Source organism: Pyrinomonadaceae bacterium (assembly GCA_036277115.1).
GTDB lineage: Bacteria > Acidobacteriota > Blastocatellia > Pyrinomonadales > Pyrinomonadaceae > UBA11740.
Window position 1 is genome coordinate 263291 of sequence record DASUNM010000021.1, and the last position, 19599, is coordinate 282889.

The window sequence follows — 19599 nt, forward strand, 5'->3', positions numbered from 1 at the left end:
GAACTGACTGGAGCGCAAGCGTCCCGCTTGCCTTCAAGACGACCGGCAATCGGGACGATTGCGCTCCAGTCGCTGACGCGCGCCGCGCCGGTTTTCGCTCCTAATGGAGCGCCGCTTCGCGAACGCGTGTTTACTGTCGACTGTTGTAATGGTTCAGTGCTGATTGCAGTGTCTCAATCGCGAGGGCGGCGGCGTGATGCTTTCGGGAAGGTAAACCGCCGACAGCTTTCACAACGTGATCCTTCGTCAACGCGCGCGCCTCTTCCAGCGACATTCCTTCAAGCATCTCCGCTAAAGCCGAACTACAAGCCAGAGTTGGTGGGCACCCGTAGGCAAGAAAACGCGCAGCCTCAATACGATCAGCGTTGACGCGCAGGCTTAGACGCATCCGGTCGCCGCAGACGGGGTTGGTTTCTTCGGCGATCGCACTTGCGTCGTTCAGTTCGCCTGCGTTTCGCGGATTGGCGATGTGATCGCGGAAGGAATCTGAATAGGCCATTCCAATATCATTCTCACACGGCTTCAGCCGACGTGACTATTGGCGTCGAGCGAGGCCCGAAAACTGTTTCAACAGTTTAAGTGCGCGATGGTTTTCCGAAACCGTTCAAACGGTTTTCAGCGAGCAGGAGAGCGTGTTCACCCGGTTGAAACCGGGTGAGAATATGAGACAGATTTGGAAGGACGCGCCAAGGGTGAAAGCGCACGCAAACTCTGAACAGCGCGCGGCAAAACATCGAGAACTCGATCGACATCTTCTTCCGTGTTGTCTTTGCCGAAGCTGAACCGGATTGCGCCGCGCGCAAGCTCCTCATCGCGTCCGAGCGCGCGAATCACCGGTGACGGCTCAAGCGTGCCTGATGAACAAGCCGATCCGGTCGAGACCGCGACCCCCTGAAGATCCAGATGAATCAATAAGCCCTCGCCTTCGATGAAGCGGAATGAAATGTTTGAAACGTGCGACAGGCGCTGTTCTCGGTTGCCGTTGAAGATGATGTCTTCGATGCGCTCGGAAACGCCGCTTTCAAATCGATCACGCAGCCGCCGCGTGTGCTCAGTGCGATCGAAGATCTCCTGCTTCGCCAACTCTGCCGCCACGCCAAAGCCCACGATGTTCGCGACTGGTTCGGTGCCTGCGCGTCGCTCACGCTCCTGATGACCCCCGACGTTTTGGGCCAACAGGCGCACGCCGCGCCGCACGAATAATGCGCCCGCGCCTTTCGGGGCGTACATCTTGTGTGCTGAGAGCGTCAACAAATCGCAGCCGAGTGCATCGACATCGATTGGAATTCGACCGGCGGCCTGGACGGCGTCGGTGTGAAACCAAAGATGTCGCTGACCGTCTCGTAGTTCGCGGACCAGCGCTCCGATTTCTACGACCGGTTGAATCGTGCCGATCTCATTGTTCGCGAGCATGACACTGAGGAGAGTTGTGTTGGCGCGAATCGCATCGCGCACGTCTTCGACGCGCACAATGCCGTTGTCATAGACCGGCAGCCGCGTAACTTCCCACCCTTGTTTTTCTAACTGATCGATTGGTCCTCGTGCGGAAGGATGTTCGATGGCCGAAGTGATGATGTGCCGGCCGTGCGGTTCGGCCGCTTCGCAATTTCCACGGATGGCCAGGTTGTTAGCCTCAGTGCCTCCCGAAGTGAAGACGATTTCGTTGGGCCTGGCTCCGATCAACGAAGCGATTTGGCGACGCGATTTGTCCACGGCCGCGCGTGCTTGTTGGCCGAACAGGTGCACGCTCGAGGCGTTCCCGTAGTTCTCGGTCAGGTACGGCATCATCGCCGCGAGGACACGCGGATCGACGGGAGTCGTGGCGCTGTGATCGAGATAGACTCTTCGCATATCGTTAGGTCTGGTTTTACAACCGCCTTGTATCTTAACGCATCAGAACAGCGATTCCAGCGGAGTTTGCCGCGAATCAACTGCGACTGCAGATTGTCCCGCTTGTCGCGCGATGGTAGCATTCGATCGAAACTGATGCCGAGACGTTGGCATTTAAACAAGCCTCTCCCTTTCAAACTGCCCCTAAATTGCGGGATGAAAGGTTTATGAAATGAAGACACAACGAATTTCTTTGAGCCTGTTAATGGCCCTGATGTTGGCGCTGCCGGCCGGTTTCAACTCGGCCTCGGCGCAGGACGCAAGCCAGAATCAGGCGAGCGCGCTGATGCGCGGTTATCGCACGGGCTACTCTGATGGCTATCCGGCCGGTGTTCAGGATTCCGCGAAGCGAGCCGACCGTGACGTCCGCGCAAAAGCTGAGTACCAGCAAGCCGACCGCGCATATTCAGCGGCCCACGGCAGTTTAGACGAGTATCGCAACGGATACCGGCAAGGTTTCGAAGCCGGCTACAGCGCGGGCTATGACCGTCGAAACTTCGATTCAACCATCCCCGAAGACTTGAAGATTCGCGACACGAGCGACGATTCGCAAGCCCCGGTGTCGACGAACACTAATCAGCCCGATAACAACACCCCGAACACAACCAACAGCGGAAGCCTGATCGTGATTCCCCGCGACACGATCATGCGCGTCGAGTTGCTTTCAAACCTCGCGACCGATGCGTCGCAAAAAGGCGACCGCTTCGAAGCTAAGGTCCTCGAGCCCGCCGAATATGAAGGCGCGGTCATCCTCGGCCAGGTCACGCGCGTGCAGCGGCCCGGCAAAGTGAAGGGGACTGCCGAATTGCAATTGGCCTTCGAGCAAATCCGTTTGCCCGACGGCCGGTCAGCGCAGATGAGCGCGCAAGTGATCGAAGTTCTCCCAACCGGCGCGAGCCAGGGCGTCGGCAAAGTGGATCAGGAAGGCGGCGTGAAGGGTAAAGACTCCACGAAGGGCGACGTCGCCAAGGTTGGCGCGGCAACCGGAATCGGCGCTGTTATCGGCGCCATCTTCGGAGGCGGCAGTGGCGCGGCCATCGGCGCGACGATCGGTGCGGGTGTCGGCACGGCGGGCGTCATGCGCGAGCGCGGCAAAGACATCTATCTTTATACCGGCCAGCAACTGCGGATTCGCACCGCAGGCGAAGCTGAGATCCAATAAACCCAAAAGCAGTTTCGAGTTTCGGGTTCAGAGTTTCGAGTTCGTTTACGGAACTCGAAACTCTAAACTCGAAACTGATGCCGATCATCACTCTACTTACAGATTTCGGGATACAGGACTATTTCGTCGCTGCGATGAAGGGCGTGATTCTCTCGATCAATCCGCACGCGACAATCGTCGATCTGACGCACGAAATTCCTCCACAGGATATTAAGGCCGCGGCCTTCACCCTCTTTGCCTGCTACAAAGACTTTCCGGCCGGCACGATTCATCTTGCGGTGGTCGATCCCGGCGTCGGTTCAACTCGACGACCGATCCTTGTGGAAAGCGGGCATCAATTCTTCATCGGTCCCAATAACGGCTTGTTCAGTTGGATTATTGACCGGGAGCGGGAGTTCACGGCCTGGCAGATCGCGAACGAGCAGCTCTTCAAAAAACCGGTCAGTTCAACATTCCATGGGCGCGACGTATTTGCTCCGGTGGCCGCCGCGCTTTCAACCGGCGTTTCTCCCGAAAGTTGTGGGGCGCCCCTTTTCGATCTCGTAGCGCTTGAGCGGCTTGCGCCGCGACAGACTCAGAACGGCTTCGAAGGCTCAGTCATTCACATAGATCGCTTTGGCAACTGCATCACAAACTTCACGTCGGAACACATCGACGAAGAGCGAATTGCCGCCGGCGCGAAATTGATCGTCAACGATAAAGAAGTCAGTTCCATGCGGAAGTTCTTTGCCGATCAAAGCGGTCCGAAGAATGAAATGTTTATGCTCGTAGGCAGCGCCGGCTTTGTCGAAATCGCCGCGCAAAATGCTTCAGCGGCGGCGATTTTGCCGGCCAAGCGGGGCGACTCAGTCTTGCTTCTGCATGACGACCATGCGTAGATGCGGCGACGATTCCTGCTCGCTTGTCTCTCCACAAACGCTCTGCTATCTTCAAATTTAATTCAAACCCTGAAGGACAAACAGATGGACAAAGCGAAGCAAGGCGGCGCAGCCAGCGCAGTAGCCACCGGACTGCGAGGCGTAGTCGCGGCTGCCTCATCAATCGGCGACGTCAACGGAGAAAAAGGCGAGCTGATTTATCAGGGCGTGAACATTCACGACCTGGCCACGAAATCTACATTCGAAGAAGTCGTATTCCTGCTTTGGAATGGCCGCTTGCCCAAGCGCGACGAGTTGGACGAACTGAAGCAGAACCTCGCAGCGTCTTACGCGCTTCCCTGGCAGGTGTCCGAACTCATCAAAGGCATGACTGAGCGAGTTCCGCGTAGCGCCGATCCGATGGATCGTTTGCGTACTGTGGTTTCGGCGCTCGGGATGTTGGATGAGGAAGCAAAGGATCTTTCGCGTGAAAACAGCATCAAAGTTGCCACCCGCCTGACGGCCCGGTTTGCCACGATCGTCGCCGCGATTGACCGCACTCGAAATGGCCTCGAGCCGATTGAGCCAAAGGCCGATCTTAGTATCGCAACGAACTTTCTTTACATGCTCAAGGGCGAGATGCCTGACGAGTTCGACGCTCACGCCATGGACGTCGCGCTGATTCTGCAAGCTGATCACGAACTCAACGCTTCGACGTTTACCGCGCGTGTCGTCGCCGGCACGCTCGCCGACATGTACAGCGCAGTCACCGCTGCTTTGGGCGCTCTGTCGGGACCGCTGCACGGTGGCGCAAACACCGCAATCATGAAGATCCTTCTGGAAATCGACGACGTGAATAAAGTCGAAGACTACGTCAAAGACGCGCTGGCGAAGAAAAAGAAAATCATGGGATTCGGGCACGCAGTTTACAAGACGGAAGATCCCCGCGCGACTCACCTGCGCCGCTTCTCGAAAGAGATGGGCGAGCGCAAGGGCGACTCCAAGTGGTACGACATCACCGCGAAGCTGGAAGAAATAATGAAGCGCGAGAAGGGTCTGCTGCCGAATGTGGATGCCTATTCAGCTTCGACTTACTACATGATGGGAATTCCGCTGGATCTCTACACGCCGATCTTTGCCATCAGCCGCATCAGTGGTTGGACGGCGCACATTTTGGAACAGTACGCCGACAACAAACTCATACGGCCGCGCGCAGAATACGTCGGGCCACGCAACGTGCCCTATGTGCCGATTGACGAGCGGTAACTGTTACTGGCTACGGTGCCTTCTTCTTAATGGAGGCTGTACCGCTATCTTTAACTACGTTCCCGTCGAGTAACACCTTCACAACCCACGTATCGTCAACGGCGGGCGCCGTGTCTCTAAGGCGCAGAATCATTTCTGATCCTGCAAAAGGCCCGGCTCCGACCACTTGATACTCAGCAGTCTTGTCCCCCTTGCTGATTTCAAACGAAAGCGCAGGTCCCGCCGGTTTACATAACTGCGTAGGGATCAAGTCTTCGCCTTCCAAGGTAATCATCTTTCCGTCGATGGTCGCCGACTCTAACTTCGGCGCCGGGGCAATAAAGAAGCAGAAACAATCTGCGCCTGTTTGCTGAGCGGCAAGGGCACCGCCTAGTAGGACAGTCCCGGTCCAACATCCGGCTGGGCCGGAGGGCATTTCAACTACTAGTTCCGCCACTTTCCTTGAAAGGACCTTCGCAGTCATAGTGGCGCCGTCCGGTTTAGTTAGCTTCACTTGCAACGGATACGTTGGCGAGTCAATGAAGCCCGACCCCTTGATTGTGAGTTTTCCTTTTTCAGGCTTGTCCTGCGTCACATCAGAAATTGTCGGCTGAGAGGGTGCCGGATAGTGAATCAGATACTCGCGAACATTGCTCTCGAGCGGCGCTGCAGAACCGCCTGCGGGATTTGGTTTTGTGACTTTGAAGTGGATCTTTGTGTCAGAACCTATCGGATCAGTTAGTTTGAACGAGAAGCGTTGGATTTGGTCGTCAGATTTATCCGTTATCACCTGAAAATCTTTGAGCTTAAGTTTGTCTTTTCCGTCGATTACCAGCGAGCCCCCAGTGAAGTACGCACCTTTAATAAAGCCCGTGCGCACGCCGCCGCCCGCTTCAGTGTCCGCCCAAAAGCATGGCAACTCCGCGCTGGCGCAGCCGTCAAAAGCGTCAAATCCAATTTCATCTACTTTCGCTGCGATTGCAGTGGTGTTGACAGACATAACTCCGTCGACAACCACGGTTACGTTGTTGAGACTCACGTTGTCCAGATATGTCAGGGTTCGGAAGGACTTTGCCTTACTGCCGTCTTTGACCGTGATCACCTTAACGCCGTCTTTCTCATTCTCCTGTAACCCCATCTCGGTTAAGCAGACTTCGTAATCAGGGGCGGGTTTTTCGATCGAGTGTTCCTTGATACTGACGTAACAAGGTAAAGCTGTGCGCAGCTCGGCCAACTGGTTTTTGTCAAAGCCTAAATTGAGAGCCGCCAACACATCATTCTCGATTTTCTTATCCAAGAGCATTTGTAGAGGCGCAAAGAACAGCGCCGGAGATTTGAGATAAAGCTTCTTGAAGCCAGGTGTTAAGAAGCGCTCGATGGGAAAAAAGCCCACAACTATTTCGGCGCCTTGTTTAGGTATCGCTCTGTTTGTCCGGTAGCCAAAATCGCTGATGTTATTCAACTGTTCGATCGTTGAATCAGGCCATACTTCCCTCATGCCCGGTACAAACACCCCGCTAAAGGCACTCAATTGCTTTGTAAAGATCTCCCGCCCGACTGGAAATGGGTATGCGCCCGCCAGACTGCCGGCGAAGGTGAGTAGACGCATAGTCCAGGCTCTTTTCGTCCACATCTTGGCGTCCAGGAATTGGCCGCGCACCACTCGGTATTCTTCACTCGCGATTTGATTTGAATAGGTTGGCCGTTGATATCTGCCGTCAATGTGTTCGGAAGACGTGCCTTTTGCCTCGCCGCCACGGAGTGCCCATCTACTGTAGTCAATGTAGATTCCGTGAAGGATGAACGAAGCGTCAGGGCTCTTATTTCCAATATTCACTTCGACCACGGCATAGTTGTTAGCGATTTCTTCACCGAAAATTCGTCGGGCATCAACGCGAGGAATCAAAACGGCGTGAACTCTAAGGCTCTCGCCGACGCTGGTGAGCGTGGTTAGACCGGATCCATTCGCGCCGGTGCCTCCCTGGTTATTAGCGGCTTGGCCAAAGCCAGTCGCGCAAAAATAAGTGACGAGTAAGAGAGAAGTAATTAAGCGCTTCATGAAGGGACTCCTTTTGTTCGTGAGACTGTCACCGGCTCGGCTTTCAAATGTGCAACGACAACTCGCTAGACAGGGTGCTCTCGCGAGATATCCCAGAAGGGTTTTCGTTTCTTTTTCCGGTAGTTCGGCGTCCGTCAATGTCTGAGAAGCAGGAAGCCGAAAACAGGTGTTGGGACTACGGGGCCTTATTAACAAACCCGGTAATCCCTGTCAACGGAAATTTCCCTACGACCTATATGTCTAAAACGGATGAAGACGTTTCGCCAGCGGGAGCGGGACAGATCGATACTTGCCCTTGCGAAGTTGTGAAGAGTGAAAAAAATGGAAGGGTCTACTGCTCGTCAGTCACGCGCACGAATTCCACCGCACCTGAAAATCCATCCGCGCCTTCCCCTCCGTTTGATTGGATGATCGATCCAATCGCCGGATGAACGGGTTGCTCCGTTCTGTTTGCGTCCGCGCACGATGGCACAGTCGCCACCGGTTCATTGAATGGTGCGGGCGGCGGTGGCTGTTGCGAATAGTGAATCTCGCGGTCTTCGTATTTGTTCGGGTGGACGAATTCCTTGCGAACTCGGTCAGCGATCTCACCCAGATCGATGAAGCAGTCCGCGACGTCGATCAGCTTCGGCGCTGAATTCGATCTAAAGCCGGCAATCTCAACCCGGCAACCTTTGTAGGCCACCGCGTTAACCGCGTAGACAAAGTCTTCATCTCCGGAGACCAGCACGGCAGTGTCGTAACGCCCCGCAAGAGAAAGCATGTCGACGGCGATCTCGACATCGAGGTTCGCTTTGCGCGATCCGTCATAGAAAGTTTTCAGCTCCTTCTGCACGACGCGAAAACCATTGCGTCGCATCCAGAGCAGAAAGCCTTGCTGACGTTCAGCTCCCGCATCCACACCGGTGTAAAAGAAAGCTCTAAATAAACGGCCATCGCCCAGCAGCACACGCAGCAACTTGTTGTAGTCGATATCGATATTGTGAAATCGCGCTGCGTGAAACAGATTGTTTCCATCAATAAAAATCGCCACTTTTCCGCGATGGCCGAACTGCAAAGAGACATTGTTCGACGAGTCAAAGTGGTTCACGATAATAAGCTCCGTTAGTGTTTTGAAATCGCTTCTAGCATGCCGCTGGCCACAGCCGTCGGTCAAGTGGGCCAAAAACGCGCTCATAACGCGTGTATAATCTGGCTGAGGTTTTCAGTTGGCGACTCTCGACGATCAGATGCTTACAGACAGCGTCGAATCGACGCAGGCGCCGCGCGCGTTCACCGCGAGCGAGCTGGTCCCATGTCCTTCGTGTTCAAGAGCGAATCCGCCCACGCGCGCGAACTGCTTGTACTGTGGCGCGGGGTTGGGCATCAGTGTGGAGGCCCCGCCAGCAAACGCGACCGGTACAGCTCCTGAACCCGTTCCATCCTCCGAGCAAAGAACAGAAGATGTTGTACATGTGGTGGCGGTGCCGGCCCGCGCTGACGGAAGGGAAGTAAGCGCCGAGACTGCGCATCTGCTAAACCTTGCGCCGCCGGAATTGAACGCACTCTTGAGTGCAAGAGTGGCGCCTCTGTATGCAACCTCTGCCGCTGAGCAGGCACAAGCGATTTCGGAGAAGTTACGAAGGGCGGGGATTGAGCCTGTAACAATTTCAGACGCGCAGCTGAACCCGGCAACACCGCCAAAGCAAATTGCCGCCCTCACGATAGCAAAGGATGCTTTAACTGCTTCGGCGCGCCGAACGGGAGAGAGAATGTCAGTGCCCTGGAATGATGTAGTGCTGATTGTTCTCGGCCGCTTGTTCTTTACGACGACTGAGGTTGAACAGAAGCGCGACAAATCAAAGCAAGTACTCGACGAACGCCAGCTAACCTCAGACGAAGCGGTGCTCGACATTTACTCTCGTGCTGATGAGACCGGCTGGCGAATTCGCGCGGGCAGCTTCGACTTCTCATGCCTCGGCGCGGAGAAGAAGCCAATCGCTTTTGAAAACTTTCGCGCGCTGACTGAGGTGCTGCGAAGAAACAGCCCGCACGCTGTGGGCGACGATAGTTACGTTCGCATGCGCATTGCCTTGAATAAAGTGTGGCCGCTTGAGGCGCGAGCCAGCGCCAGTGAAAAACGTCGCACGCTGGTGCGCGAGATCAATGCTACAGCCACCATCAGCGACAACGAATTTCAATTCACACGATATTCGCGGCTGCTTCGATTTCTAGCGCCACAGTTGCAGAACGATGCCCAGCAATCGTAAAAACCAGCCTTCATCTCACGATCGGACGACTGAGATCTTCGGCGTCAATCCGGTCATCGAGGCGTTGCGCGCGCGCAGGCGGCAGCTCCAGGAGATCACCATTGCGTCAGGAGCCAAAGACGGTCGTCTGCGCGAGTTAATTGAGTTGGCTCGTGCACAAGGTGTGCCGGTACATCAGGCGCCGCGGGTGACGCTCGACAAACGCGCAGGCAACGGAACTCATCAGGGTGTGGTGGCGCGCGTTGCCGCCGCGCATTACATCGACGCGGATGACTTGATTGAAACTATCGCTGAGCGTGTGGGCATGAATCCTGAACCACTCGCCCTGGTTCTGGACGGCATCGAAGACCCGCATAATCTGGGCGCCATCTTGCGCACGGCTGAATGCGCACGGGTGGACGGCGTTTTCGTCCCGGAGCGTCGCGCCGTCGGGCTTACCGAAACGGTCGCCAAAGCCAGCGCGGGCGCTCTTGAGCACGTACAAGTCGCGCGCGCAACTAACCTCTCGCGTTTGATCGACAAACTCAAGGAGCGTAACGTGTGGGTCGTGGGCACGGCCGCCGAGGCCCAGTCGGATTACACTCAATGGGACTGGACGCGCGCCTCGGCGATCGTAATGGGCGGCGAAGGTTCAGGTTTACATCGACTGGTGCGCGAGCACTGCGATGCCGTCGTCAGAATTCCCGTCCTGGGCCAGATTGAATCACTGAACGTTTCGGTCGCGACGGGCGTAATCCTTTACGAGGCGTTGCGGCAACGCTCGGCCAATACAGGGAAAACCTGAAAACATCGTTCGACGACAACTCTGACGGAGGTGCCTTTTAAAAATGTTCTGTCCCAAATGCGCAGCGCAAAATGTTGAAGGCGCGCATTTCTGCCGCGCATGCGGCGCGAATATCAGTCTGGTTCCGCAGGCGCTAACCGGACAGTTACCGGCGACGCCCGTTGAATACTCCGAGGGAAAAAAGAGTCGCAAGAACCAACCAACTCTTGATGGCGGCATCCGGGATGTATGTACCGGCTTTGGATTTCTGGCTGTAGCTGTGGCGCTGGCGATTTTTGGAAGACCAATCGGCGCGCAGGTTTGGTGGTTCTGGATGTTGTTGCCCGCGTTCGGGATGTTGGGTAACGGAATCTCGAAAATCGTGCGCGCAAACCAACTCAAGTCGTCGCAGTTTATTCCGCAACAGATTCAGTACGTGGCTCCTGAACGCATGGAGCCAGGCAGAACCAATGAACTTCGGCCGCCGGTCGCGAGCGTAACGGAAGGAACTACGCGTCACCTGGGAACCGAACCAGCGACTCGACATTTTGATCCGGTAAATCAGAAACCATCTTAGACGCGGGGCGTGAACAATTGAGGTCAGCCATTTCGAGGCGATGGGAATCGACAAAACCATCGCCTCTAAGTCTGTTGGATGGATAACGGCAAAGCAAAAATCTGTGTTCCTGTTTGCGTACGGCGCTTCGATCAGCTACCGCCTGCGATTGAACGAGCCGCTGAGGTTGCCGATCTAATTGAAGTGCGACTCGATTACCTTGCGGCTGACGAACTCCAGCAGCGGAAATGGGAGCTTCCAGAGTTGCTCAGGTCGCGAACCCGACCAGTGATTCTGACGCTTCGTCCAACCGAATACGGTGGCGCCAGGTCAATCCCTCTCCGCGACCGGGTGTTGTTCCGGCGTGATAGCCCGGACGGAAGTAAGTGGGACGGCTTCGAATTCTGGGATCTGGAGCACGATCTGGCTCAATTTCTAAGGCAGCGCGAGGACGAAGGCTGGGGTCAACTTCAACTTGGCAGTTGCGATTGGAAACGGGCGATCGTTTCGTACCATGACTTTGTAAGTGTTCCTGGGGACCTCGATGCGATATTCGAGTTATTGCTGTCAATGCCGGCCGCCGTTCTGAAGATCGCGGCGCAAGCTGAAGACGCGACTGATTGTATCCCGGTTTTCAATCTGCTCGATCGCGCGCAACGCGAAGGTCGTGAGTTGATTGCGATTGCAATGGGCCAGGCCGGCGTGATGACGCGCATTCTGGGACCTTCGCGCGGTTCATTTCTCACGTACGGATCACTCGATGAAGACAGCGCCAGCGCACCGGGACAAGTGACCGCTCGCGAGCTGCGCGAGGTTTATCGGATCGACAGCATCGATCGTGCGACCGAAATCATGGGCGTGATTGGCCGGCCGGTTGCGCATTCAATCTCGCCGTATATTCACAACGCCGCACTTACTGAAGCAAGCATCAACGCTGTCTTCATTCCTTTTGAAGTTCAAGACGTGGACGATTTCATGCGTCGATTGGTGCGGAAAGACTCGCGTGAGATCGAGTGGAACCTGCGCGGATTTGCCGTGACTGCGCCGCACAAGTCGGCAGTGATGAAGCATCTTGATTGGATCGAACCGGCGGCTAAGGAGATTGGTGCGGTTAATACAATCGTCGTTCAGGGCGATGAGCTTCACGGCTACAACACTGACGCGGCGGGATTTATCGGGCCATTGAAAAGCCGCATCGGATCTTTGACGGGCGTACGATGCGCGGTGATCGGCGCGGGCGGTGCAGCGCGCGCGCTTGTTTGGGCATTGCGGCAGGAACGGGCGATTGTCACTCTGTTTTGCCGCGATGCTGAAAAGGCAAGAACGATTCGAGATAAGTTTGAGGTGAGTTGTCTCCCTCTTGCGGGCGCGATGTTCGAAGCATTCGATGTGGTCATTAATACGACGCCGGTCGGTACGCGGGGCGAACTCGAAACTCAGACGCCTGTGACTGCGGAACAACTGGGCGGGGTGCGGTTGGCTTACGATCTCGTTTACAATCCGCTTGAGACGCAATTCATGCGTGAAGCGCGCCAAGCCGGCTGTGAAACTGTCGGCGGACTTGAAATGCTGATTGGGCAGGCGGTGGAGCAATTCAGACTCTGGACCGGAAAAGAGCCTGATGTTGAATTAATGCGCGACGCCGCAGAGCGCGCGCTCAACAATGCAGGGACGTGAACGGCTGGTCTCGCATCAAAGTCTCTTTAATGGCTTCAAACTCCAATTCTCAAGAACGCTACAGCCGACAAATTCTGTTCTCAGGCATCGGCCCAGAGGGCCAGGCGAAGCTTCTAAACTCGCGCGCGGTGATCATCGGTTGCGGCGCGCTCGGTTCGTCGCAGGCCGAGGCTTTAGCACGCGCGGGTGTTGGTAAGCTGCGCATCGTCGATCGAGACTTTGTTGAGTCTTCAAATCTCCAACGTCAGACGATGTTTACGGAAGACGACGCCGCAGAACGTCTGCCGAAAGCCGTCGCGGCTGCTAATCACATCGCGGACATCAACAGCGACATCGAAGTTGAGCCTGAAATCGCCGACGTTAACCATTCAAACATCGAGCGGCTAATCGCCGGCGCGGATGTGGTTTTGGACGGCACGGACAATTTCGCGACGCGATACCTGATTAACGACGCGTGTATCAAGAACGGGGTGAATTGGATTTACGGCGCGGCGGTGGGATCTTATGGCGTGACGATGACGGTTCGGCCGCACGAAACGCCGTGCCTGCGCTGCATTTTTCCGGAAGCGCCGCCCGCAGCGAGCGCGCCTACGTGCGACACCGCGGGCGTCATAATGCCAATCATCAGCATCGTTGCTTCAGTGCAGGTTAGTGAAGCATTGAAGCTTTTGACAGGTGATGTGCCGAGTCTACACAGCTCGCTAATGCAGTTTGATGTGTGGCGGAATGAGTGGCGCAAGATTTCTCTCGGCGCTCCGCTCAGTGATTGCCCGACATGCGCGCTCGGAAAGTTTGAAACGCTGGAAGCAGATACGCGCGACTTTGCCGCAGTGATGTGCGGCCGGCAGGCGGTGCAGATTTCCCCGTCGGAATCTGTGCATATCGATTTGGCGGCGTTGCGTCAGAAGCTGGAACCAGCGGGCGAAGTGAAAGCGAACGATTATTTACTCAGGTTCCGCACCGGCGAATACGAACTGACAGTTTTTCAGGATGCGCGCTCGATCATTCGCGGTACGGACGACATCGCAACTGCGCGCTCGCTCTATTCCAAATATATTGGTAATTAAAATCTCTTCAGTCTTGGCGACTTAATTCATGCGAAAACGAATATTCAGAACCAGCGCGGTTGCGCTCACCCTCATCTCGCTTCTTATCACTTCTGCACTTGCCGGTGAGCCGGTCGTGTGGGAGATAAATTCCCGCTCGGAAGTGTTGAAAGGCGAAGCGCGCGGAGTTTCGATCACAGACAACGGCGTCGTGACGCTCGCGCCGCGTCTGGATCGAGTCTTCGACACTGAGCAGCCTTATATCTGGTCCACGGCGGTTGACGCGGCCGGCAATCTTTATCTGGGCACCGGTCACGACGGGAAACTCTTTCGCGTCACGGCGGATGGCAGAGGCGCGCTCTTGTACAAGGCGGCCGAACTCGATGTCACTGCGCTCGCGGTCGCGAAAGATGGAGCTCTCTTCGCGGCGACCTCACCGGACGGAAAGGTTTACCGGGTCACATCGGACGGCAAAGCCGAGGTCTATTTCGATCCCGTCGACAAGTACATCTGGTCGCTGGCTGTCATGCCCGACGGTTCGTTGGTGGTGGGGACGGGCGATAATGGAAAGCTCTATCGCGTGCGCGCCGCGGGGGCAAACCCCGAAACCGCTCTGCTGCTGAACACAAACCAAACGCACGTGATGTCACTGGCGGTAACGAAGCAGGGAGACCTGATTGCGGGAACCGATCCGGGCGGGCTGGTGCTGAGGATCTCTTCAGACGGCAAAGCGTTTGGCTTGTACGATGCGCCTTTGCGCGAGATTCATGCGCTCTCAGTGGCGGATGATGGATCGATTTACGCGCTCGGGCTTAGCGACGCCGTTGCGGTTAATCGCCCTCAGACAGCCGCCGCTGCCGAGGCAGCAGCAACAACTGCGACGACCGACGAGACGACTGGGACGCAGCCAACACAGCCTGCGCAGCCGAGCCGGAGCCGCAATGACTTGAATAATGTACGCAGCGCTGTATTCCGCATCCTAAGTGATGGCGGCACGGACATTGTTTGGAGCTCGACATCTGTGACCGGTTTTGCGTTGCTCGCAACCCGCAACGGCGTGCTCCTCGGCACTTCCGACAAAGGCCGCATCTACTCAATTACGAATGACGGGCGAGACACGCTGCTACTGCAATCGCCCGAAGGTCAGATTTCCTCGATGGTCGCCCGCGGGGCGGACGTGTTTGCGGCGTCGAGCAACCAGGGAAAGCTGTTTCGGTACGGCGATGCGCGCGTGACTGAGGGAACGTATGAGTCGCCAGTGCGTGATGCGAAACTCGCTTCAACCTGGGGTCGCATTTGGTGGCGCGGGCAGGGCCCAATTCAGTTGCAAACACGCAGCGGCAACAGCGACAAGCCTGACGCAACCTGGAGCGATTGGAGCGCGAGCTACGCCGACGCTACGGGCGCGCAAATTACCAGTCCCAAAGCGCGCTTTGTGCAATGGCGCGCAGTCCTTCGCAGCGGTACGGGTGCACGCGCCGCGCAGCCGCAGTTGGAAGACGTGAGCCTTGCTTACTTACCGCGGAACGTCGCGCCGGAAATCCTATCAATCACAATTCTGCCGCCGGGGGTGGCTTTGCAGCAGCAGCTTTTGATTCAAACTGATCCGAACATCGAGTCGGCAGGCCTGGATCCGTCGTTGTTCGGCATGGCTAGTCAGACACCGCCGCGCCGTTTGTTTCAACGCGGCGCGCGCTCGTTGCAGTGGCAGTCCGAAGACCGCAACAGCGACACGCTGGAGTACGCCGTTTACTATCACTCTCTCGGCGAGACAAACTTTCGCCTGCTGAAAGATCACATTCGCGAAACGTTCTACACGGTTGATGCTGCCAGCCTCGCCGATGGCCGTTACATCTTTAGAGTGGTGGCATCCGATGTGCTGGACAATCCGACGGGCGCGGCCCTTTCAGGCGAGCGCCTGAGCGAGGCAGTGGACGTAGATAACACGCCGCCGGTATTGCAATTGATCGGCACTGCTTCGGTAACTGGAGACCGTGGCCGTGCCGTGTTCGAGGTCGCGGACGCAACCGGCCGAATCAAGCGTGCCGACGTCAGCGTGGACGGCGGGATTTGGCGAGAAGTCTTTCCCGACGACGGCATCGCGGACAGTCCGCGCGAGCGCTTCTCGGTGGACCTGCTAATCGAAGGTCCCGGAGAACACACGATATCGTTGCGGGCCTACGATAACAGCAACAATGTGGGGACAATTAGTGTGACTGTGCGCCGCTGAGGCCCTGCACGATATGGTTCGGCGAAGTGCCAAACAGTGCGGAAAATCGAAGAAAACACGGGCCCTCATATGCGGATCCCTCCTCAGAACTGCCCTCGAACACAACAAAGATCGCGGCAGCAGACTTTTTGAGCTAATCTAGCGTCTAAGAACACGGGTGTGGCACCCATGTTGCTGAAACCTAAGACGCAAGCTCTCCGCCTCTCCTTCAAAACAAAGAAATACGCGAGGAGGCGGTCAGGAAACATGAAGCACGTAAGACTAATTTTAATGGCGGTACTAATCGGGTTAATGCTCCCGTTCGGTCTGTTCGCTCAGAAAGGCGGCAATAATTCCAACCGCCCGCCGAAGGACCAGCCGCGCATCGTCGACAAGGAAAAGCAGAAACCTCCACCGACTAACAACAACCGGGGGCGGCCCGAATAAAGCTTTCCGTGAGTTTTACCAATGCGACCCGTGCCCCCAAGCGCGGGTCGCGGCGTTTTAGGAGAAGTAAAATGAAGACAAAAAACTTTATCATCAGTGCATTCTTAATGGTTCTCGGCAGTGTGTCGGTTGTTACAGCTCAGCCGTACATGCAACGCCAGGGTTCGGTCAACCAGGGTTTGGTCGCGCGCGCTCAACAGGTGACGGGCGACCGGTTCACAGTGGCCACGACGACACCGCGCGGCGTTACTGTCGTTGCGCGAGTTGCGCCACGGCCTGAAGTGATACGGGCGATCGATAACGGGTTCGCGGACTTGTTTGCCGCCGCCGCGCGCAAGGGCTATCGTTCGCGACTCAACTACCGCGACTACACCGTGTTTATCGGTCGGGCGGATCGCACGCGCGACAGCAGCGGACAGTACTCTCCGGATATCGCAGTGGGCGCCAACCAATACCGCGGTAGCGTCTACGATCAGGGTGGTTACGTATTTGCGGCGGGGATGGTGCTGGCAAACAGTCCGGCAGCATTTGTCATCGCTGAGCACGAGCGCGACTGGCAACGAATATCAAACGTCGTGCGGTACGAAGGTGAGCACCTGATTCTGTATCACAACGACCGGCGGCTCTACTCACAGACTGCGGATCACAGCCGTGGCGGTAGTCACCCGATTTTTTAGTAATTGGGTGGCAGCGTCATGAACTGAAAATGGGATAGTGGGGTAAGTCTGTAGACTTATCCCACTACCGAAAATGGAAAGGGCGACCAGTAGCCTGGCCGCCCTTTTTCGTGTTTTGGTGCCCGCTACTAGATTCGAACTAGTGACCCCTCGCGTGTGAAGCGAGTGCTCTACCACTGAGCCAAGCGGGCGATAAATTCGTTAGAATCAATGGGTGCGCGGCCTGTGGATCAGAGATCTAACCCCAAATCTGACCGCGAGCGTCGGCATGTTATACGATCGTGCCAGCCTTGCGCCAGGAAGCGGGTACAGCTAGCTATGAGCCATGTGCCAACACCAACCAGTTTCAATCGCAATCATTATCGAAAGACCTTTCTCGTTTTGACGCACGACCCTGCGCAGACTGCGGTCGGGCAACTCAAAGGTTCAATCGCAAGGCCATACCTCTGGGACTGACATGTTCGACCGGAGATCTGCATGATCTTGGATCAATCTCTTCACGATAACGCTAAACACAACGTCTTATCCAAGGTGCTGACAAACGCTCTTGCCGGACAAAAACATCGATCACGAACAGCGCTAACTAAAGGCTAGAAGCGATGTCGAAATGTGACAAGCAGAGACGATAACCGCCTTTGCACATTAGTCTTGACAGGTCGCAGCATCGAGCATAGAGTTCCTGCTCTAACGTTGGCCGTTCGAGGGGCATCCCTTAATTCCATCGGTTCTTCATTGATCCCGGTTTGGTTTAATCAAGTTACCTTGCCGACACACCCTGGGGAGGCCCCCAATGGCCTGAGCAGTCCTTACTACTCTAGAAGAAGGCAGAGATAGAACCTAGGCTCTGTATGCAAGGAGCACGAAAGGCGCCAGGATCGAAGACCCCGTTTCGCCACCACGTGACGAAGCTGCTCAGCGAGGAGATTGAACTGGGAGTAGCGATTTCGCGTGATCCTGCAAACGCGGACTTACCGGAACTGGCCCTGCGAACGACCACGATTTACTCGGCGTGGTACATGCGTACCTGTTATTGCTGCAAGCATAAATTTCGTGACGGAGATGTCGTGCGGCTGTGTCCACTGTGCGAGCGCGCTTATCATGATGATAATCAGTACCGCTTCTATTGCTGGCGACAGCGGTTCGCAAACGCCGCGGTGTGCGGAGCTAAGCGTTACGACCCAATAGCCGAGGCGTGGGAAGTTGGATGTCCCTACCGATGGTCCGGCAGGTTTCCCGAATATGAAAGCGCGACGGAACAATTGCAATGCCGTCGGATAGCCCACATCTCGACGCAGTTCTTAAGAGGGATCGAGAAAGTTTGGATGCCTTACGGTCAGGAACCATTGTTCGAAGTGGAAGATGGTTCGCCGATTATTGGGTATTGGTGTCAATGGTGTCGCTTTCAGATCCGGGCCGGCGATCGGGTCGTCAAATGTCCGTGCGGAAAATGCAATGGACATTTTCATGACGATATTTATCGTCACCTCACCTGTTGGAATGACTGGAATGGCTCGCAGGGGCACGACTACTGTCCGGTAACAGGCGCCGGCATAGCAGGGACTGCAAACCGCGATGGTCGCTAGTTTTGAAATGGATTCGATTCGATATGAGCGCCAAAAAGGAATTCAAGGTTGGGATCAGACTCTATTGCAGAAGGCACGGGTGCTGGTTGCGGGCGCCGGAGCACTGGGAAACGAGTTAATCAAGAATCTTGCGCTCCTGGGAATTGGCAAAATACTGGTTGTTGACTTCGATCGGATTGAGATCTCTAACCTCAGCCGTTCGGTTCTTTTTCGCGATGCTGATGTCGGGTATCCGAAGGCGAGCACCGCCGTCAATGCTGCGAGACGGCTTAATCCGGATATAGATCTCCGAGCCATTGACGGCAACTTATTTCATGACCTGGGCCTTGGATTCTATCGCCACTCGGATATTGTAGTGGGCTGCCTCGACAATCTGGCAGCGCGTTCTCGAGTCGGACTCAGCAGTGTACTGGCGGGAGTTCCTTTTTTGGATGGCGGGATGTGGGCATTGGGTGGCGAGGTGCGCTGGTTCATGGCCGGGGAGGGCCCCTGCTTTGACTGCACGCTAAACGCTGATAGTCGGCAGCGCATCTTTGAAAGGCTATCCTGTACCGGATTCTCCCGAGACGGAAATGAGTCCAACGACCAGCCACAAGCGACGACGGCGTTCACCGCATCAATCATCGGCGGTTTGCTGGCCCAGGAGACAGTTCGTTATCTCTCAGGTTTGAACGTCGACGCCGGCGAAGCGGTGGTTTACAACGGGCTGAAGATAGCGATGCACCGCTCGACCTTGCCGCGCTCGCTTGAATGTCTGAACCACGATCCTTATCGTGAGGTCAATGAATTGGAAAGCGGAGTAAATCAGACAACGGCTGGGCAGTTATTACGACGGGCGGAGACCGAACTCGGAAGCCCGCCTATCCTGGAATTGGGCCGAGATTTTCTGTTGGGCTTTATCTGTGACAATTGCAGAACTACCGAAGATGTAGATTCGCTGCTGGCGCAGATCGCGGAAGCGAGAATCACTTGTCCTCGGTGCGGCAAGACAAGGAAACCCCAGATTCTCTCGAGGGTTGATGGGCGCAGTTCTTATTTGGACCGAACTCTTGCCCAGTTGGGTGTGCCACCCGGTGAGGTGCTGGCAGCGCGCAGCGAGCGAGGCTTAAGGCTATACGAACTTACCGGCGATCTTGAGCAGTTCTGGTTCTAGAGCAACAGATATCTTGGCGGGAGGAG

At 56.0% G+C, this 19599-nt stretch carries 18 protein-coding genes and 1 tRNA gene; 13 read left to right on the forward strand and 6 right to left on the reverse strand.

All coding sequences use genetic code 11. From position 1 onward, the window contains the following. Window positions 1–130 precede the first annotated feature (130 nt). Window positions 131–499, reverse strand: coding sequence for an iron-sulfur cluster assembly scaffold protein (locus tag VFX97_05405; protein ID HEX5702634.1), 369 nt, complete (start codon window positions 497–499; stop codon window positions 131–133). Window positions 500–636: 137 nt separating this feature from the next. Then, the gene (locus tag VFX97_05410) at window positions 637–1851 is read right to left on the reverse strand and encodes a cysteine desulfurase family protein (GenBank protein ID HEX5702635.1); all 1215 of its coding nucleotides are present in this window, start codon (window positions 1849–1851) and stop codon (window positions 637–639) included. A gap of 211 nt (window positions 1852–2062) precedes the next feature. Here VFX97_05410 and VFX97_05415 point away from each other — a divergent pair, with 211 nt between their 5' ends. The 3 genes from VFX97_05415 (at window position 2063) to VFX97_05425 (ending at window position 5175) form a co-directional block, all read left to right on the forward strand. Further along, window positions 2063–3052, forward strand: a complete 990-nt coding sequence (locus VFX97_05415; GenBank protein ID HEX5702636.1) for a hypothetical protein — start codon at window positions 2063–2065, stop codon at window positions 3050–3052. Between the two features lie 77 nt (window positions 3053–3129). Beyond that, complete coding sequence (locus tag VFX97_05420) at window positions 3130–3930, forward strand: SAM-dependent chlorinase/fluorinase (GenBank protein HEX5702637.1); 801 nt, start codon at window positions 3130–3132, stop codon at window positions 3928–3930. Window positions 3931–4014: 84 nt separating this feature from the next. Next, a complete protein-coding gene (locus VFX97_05425) occupies window positions 4015–5175 on the forward strand; it encodes a citrate synthase (protein ID HEX5702638.1) in 1161 nt (386 codons plus the stop codon). A gap of 10 nt (window positions 5176–5185) precedes the next feature. Here VFX97_05425 and VFX97_05430 read toward each other — a convergent pair whose 3' ends face one another. The 3 genes from VFX97_05430 to VFX97_05440 form a co-directional block, all read right to left on the reverse strand. After that, on the reverse strand, window positions 5186–6763 hold the full coding sequence (locus tag VFX97_05430; protein HEX5702639.1) for a hypothetical protein: 1578 nt from the start codon (window positions 6761–6763) through the stop codon (window positions 5186–5188). A 781-nt stretch (window positions 6764–7544) separates the two neighbouring features. Next, a complete protein-coding gene (locus tag VFX97_05435) occupies window positions 7545–8303 on the reverse strand; it encodes an NYN domain-containing protein (protein ID HEX5702640.1) in 759 nt (252 codons plus the stop codon). 135 nt (window positions 8304–8438) lie between these two features. After that, window positions 8439–8579, reverse strand: a complete 141-nt coding sequence (locus tag VFX97_05440) for a hypothetical protein (protein ID HEX5702641.1) — start codon at window positions 8577–8579, stop codon at window positions 8439–8441. Between the two features lie 385 nt (window positions 8580–8964). Between VFX97_05440 and VFX97_05445 the strand changes: the two genes are divergently transcribed. From VFX97_05445 to VFX97_05480, 8 genes are all read left to right on the forward strand, one after another. Further along, complete coding sequence (locus VFX97_05445) at window positions 8965–9462, forward strand: hypothetical protein (protein ID HEX5702642.1); 498 nt, start codon at window positions 8965–8967, stop codon at window positions 9460–9462. After that, window positions 9446–10246 (forward strand): 23S rRNA (guanosine(2251)-2'-O)-methyltransferase RlmB, encoded by an 801-nt coding sequence (gene rlmB / locus VFX97_05450; GenBank protein ID HEX5702643.1) that lies wholly within the window; start codon window positions 9446–9448, stop codon window positions 10244–10246. Before VFX97_05445 ends, rlmB begins: the two co-directional genes overlap by 17 nt. Window positions 10247–10289: 43 nt before the next feature. Then, entirely contained in the window at window positions 10290–10802 is a 513-nt protein-coding gene (locus VFX97_05455) for a zinc ribbon domain-containing protein (GenBank protein ID HEX5702644.1), read from the forward strand. Between the two features lie 78 nt (window positions 10803–10880). After that, window positions 10881–12458 (forward strand): shikimate dehydrogenase, encoded by a 1578-nt coding sequence (gene aroE, locus VFX97_05460; GenBank protein ID HEX5702645.1) that lies wholly within the window; start codon window positions 10881–10883, stop codon window positions 12456–12458. A gap of 29 nt (window positions 12459–12487) precedes the next feature. Next, window positions 12488–13525, forward strand: coding sequence for a ThiF family adenylyltransferase (locus tag VFX97_05465; protein HEX5702646.1), 1038 nt, complete (start codon window positions 12488–12490; stop codon window positions 13523–13525). 28 nt (window positions 13526–13553) lie between these two features. Continuing rightward, complete coding sequence (locus VFX97_05470) at window positions 13554–15734, forward strand: hypothetical protein (protein ID HEX5702647.1); 2181 nt, start codon at window positions 13554–13556, stop codon at window positions 15732–15734. 270 nt (window positions 15735–16004) lie between these two features. After that, window positions 16005–16160 (forward strand): hypothetical protein, encoded by a 156-nt coding sequence (locus VFX97_05475; GenBank protein HEX5702648.1) that lies wholly within the window; start codon window positions 16005–16007, stop codon window positions 16158–16160. A 71-nt stretch (window positions 16161–16231) separates the two neighbouring features. Next, on the forward strand, window positions 16232–16837 hold the full coding sequence (locus tag VFX97_05480; protein ID HEX5702649.1) for a hypothetical protein: 606 nt from the start codon (window positions 16232–16234) through the stop codon (window positions 16835–16837). Between the two features lie 116 nt (window positions 16838–16953). On the opposite strand, the gene VFX97_05485 is transcribed toward VFX97_05480, so the two are convergent. Next, window positions 16954–17028, reverse strand: a tRNA-Val gene (locus VFX97_05485). Between the two features lie 657 nt (window positions 17029–17685). On the opposite strand from VFX97_05485, the gene VFX97_05490 reads away from it, so the two are divergent. Both VFX97_05490 and VFX97_05495 read left to right on the forward strand, forming a co-directional pair. After that, window positions 17686–18420, forward strand: a complete 735-nt coding sequence (locus tag VFX97_05490; GenBank protein HEX5702650.1) for a hypothetical protein — start codon at window positions 17686–17688, stop codon at window positions 18418–18420. A gap of 7 nt (window positions 18421–18427) precedes the next feature. Continuing rightward, window positions 18428–19573 carry a ThiF family adenylyltransferase gene (locus tag VFX97_05495; protein HEX5702651.1) on the forward strand — a complete coding sequence of 382 codons (1146 nt, stop codon included), beginning with the start codon at window positions 18428–18430 and terminating at the stop codon, window positions 19571–19573. The last annotated feature ends 26 nt before the right edge of the window (window positions 19574–19599 follow it).

Bases quoted from the DNA above. Each gene is read 5' to 3' on its own strand.
- VFX97_05405 (HEX5702634.1), bottom strand. From the start codon at position 499: ATGGCCTATTCAGATTCCTTCCGCGATCACATCGCCAATCCGCGAAAC.
- VFX97_05410 (HEX5702635.1), bottom strand. From the start codon at position 1,851: ATGCGAAGAGTCTATCTCGATCACAGCGCCACGACTCCCGTCGATCCG.
- VFX97_05415 (HEX5702636.1), top strand. From the start codon at position 2,063: ATGAAGACACAACGAATTTCTTTGAGCCTGTTAATGGCCCTGATGTTG.
- VFX97_05420 (HEX5702637.1), top strand. From the start codon at position 3,130: ATGCCGATCATCACTCTACTTACAGATTTCGGGATACAGGACTATTTC.
- VFX97_05425 (HEX5702638.1), top strand. From the start codon at position 4,015: ATGGACAAAGCGAAGCAAGGCGGCGCAGCCAGCGCAGTAGCCACCGGA.
- VFX97_05430 (HEX5702639.1), bottom strand. From the start codon at position 6,763: ATGCGTCTACTCACCTTCGCCGGCAGTCTGGCGGGCGCATACCCATTT.
- VFX97_05440 (HEX5702641.1), bottom strand. From the start codon at position 8,579: ATGCCCAACCCCGCGCCACAGTACAAGCAGTTCGCGCGCGTGGGCGGA.
- VFX97_05445 (HEX5702642.1), top strand. From the start codon at position 8,965: ATGTCAGTGCCCTGGAATGATGTAGTGCTGATTGTTCTCGGCCGCTTG.
- rlmB (HEX5702643.1), top strand. From the start codon at position 9,446: ATGCCCAGCAATCGTAAAAACCAGCCTTCATCTCACGATCGGACGACT.
- VFX97_05455 (HEX5702644.1), top strand. From the start codon at position 10,290: ATGTTCTGTCCCAAATGCGCAGCGCAAAATGTTGAAGGCGCGCATTTC.
- aroE (HEX5702645.1), top strand. From the start codon at position 10,881: ATGGATAACGGCAAAGCAAAAATCTGTGTTCCTGTTTGCGTACGGCGC.
- VFX97_05465 (HEX5702646.1), top strand. From the start codon at position 12,488: ATGGCTTCAAACTCCAATTCTCAAGAACGCTACAGCCGACAAATTCTG.
- VFX97_05470 (HEX5702647.1), top strand. From the start codon at position 13,554: ATGCGAAAACGAATATTCAGAACCAGCGCGGTTGCGCTCACCCTCATC.
- VFX97_05475 (HEX5702648.1), top strand. From the start codon at position 16,005: ATGGCGGTACTAATCGGGTTAATGCTCCCGTTCGGTCTGTTCGCTCAG.
- VFX97_05480 (HEX5702649.1), top strand. From the start codon at position 16,232: ATGAAGACAAAAAACTTTATCATCAGTGCATTCTTAATGGTTCTCGGC.
- VFX97_05490 (HEX5702650.1), top strand. From the start codon at position 17,686: ATGCAAGGAGCACGAAAGGCGCCAGGATCGAAGACCCCGTTTCGCCAC.
- VFX97_05495 (HEX5702651.1), top strand. From the start codon at position 18,428: ATGGATTCGATTCGATATGAGCGCCAAAAAGGAATTCAAGGTTGGGAT.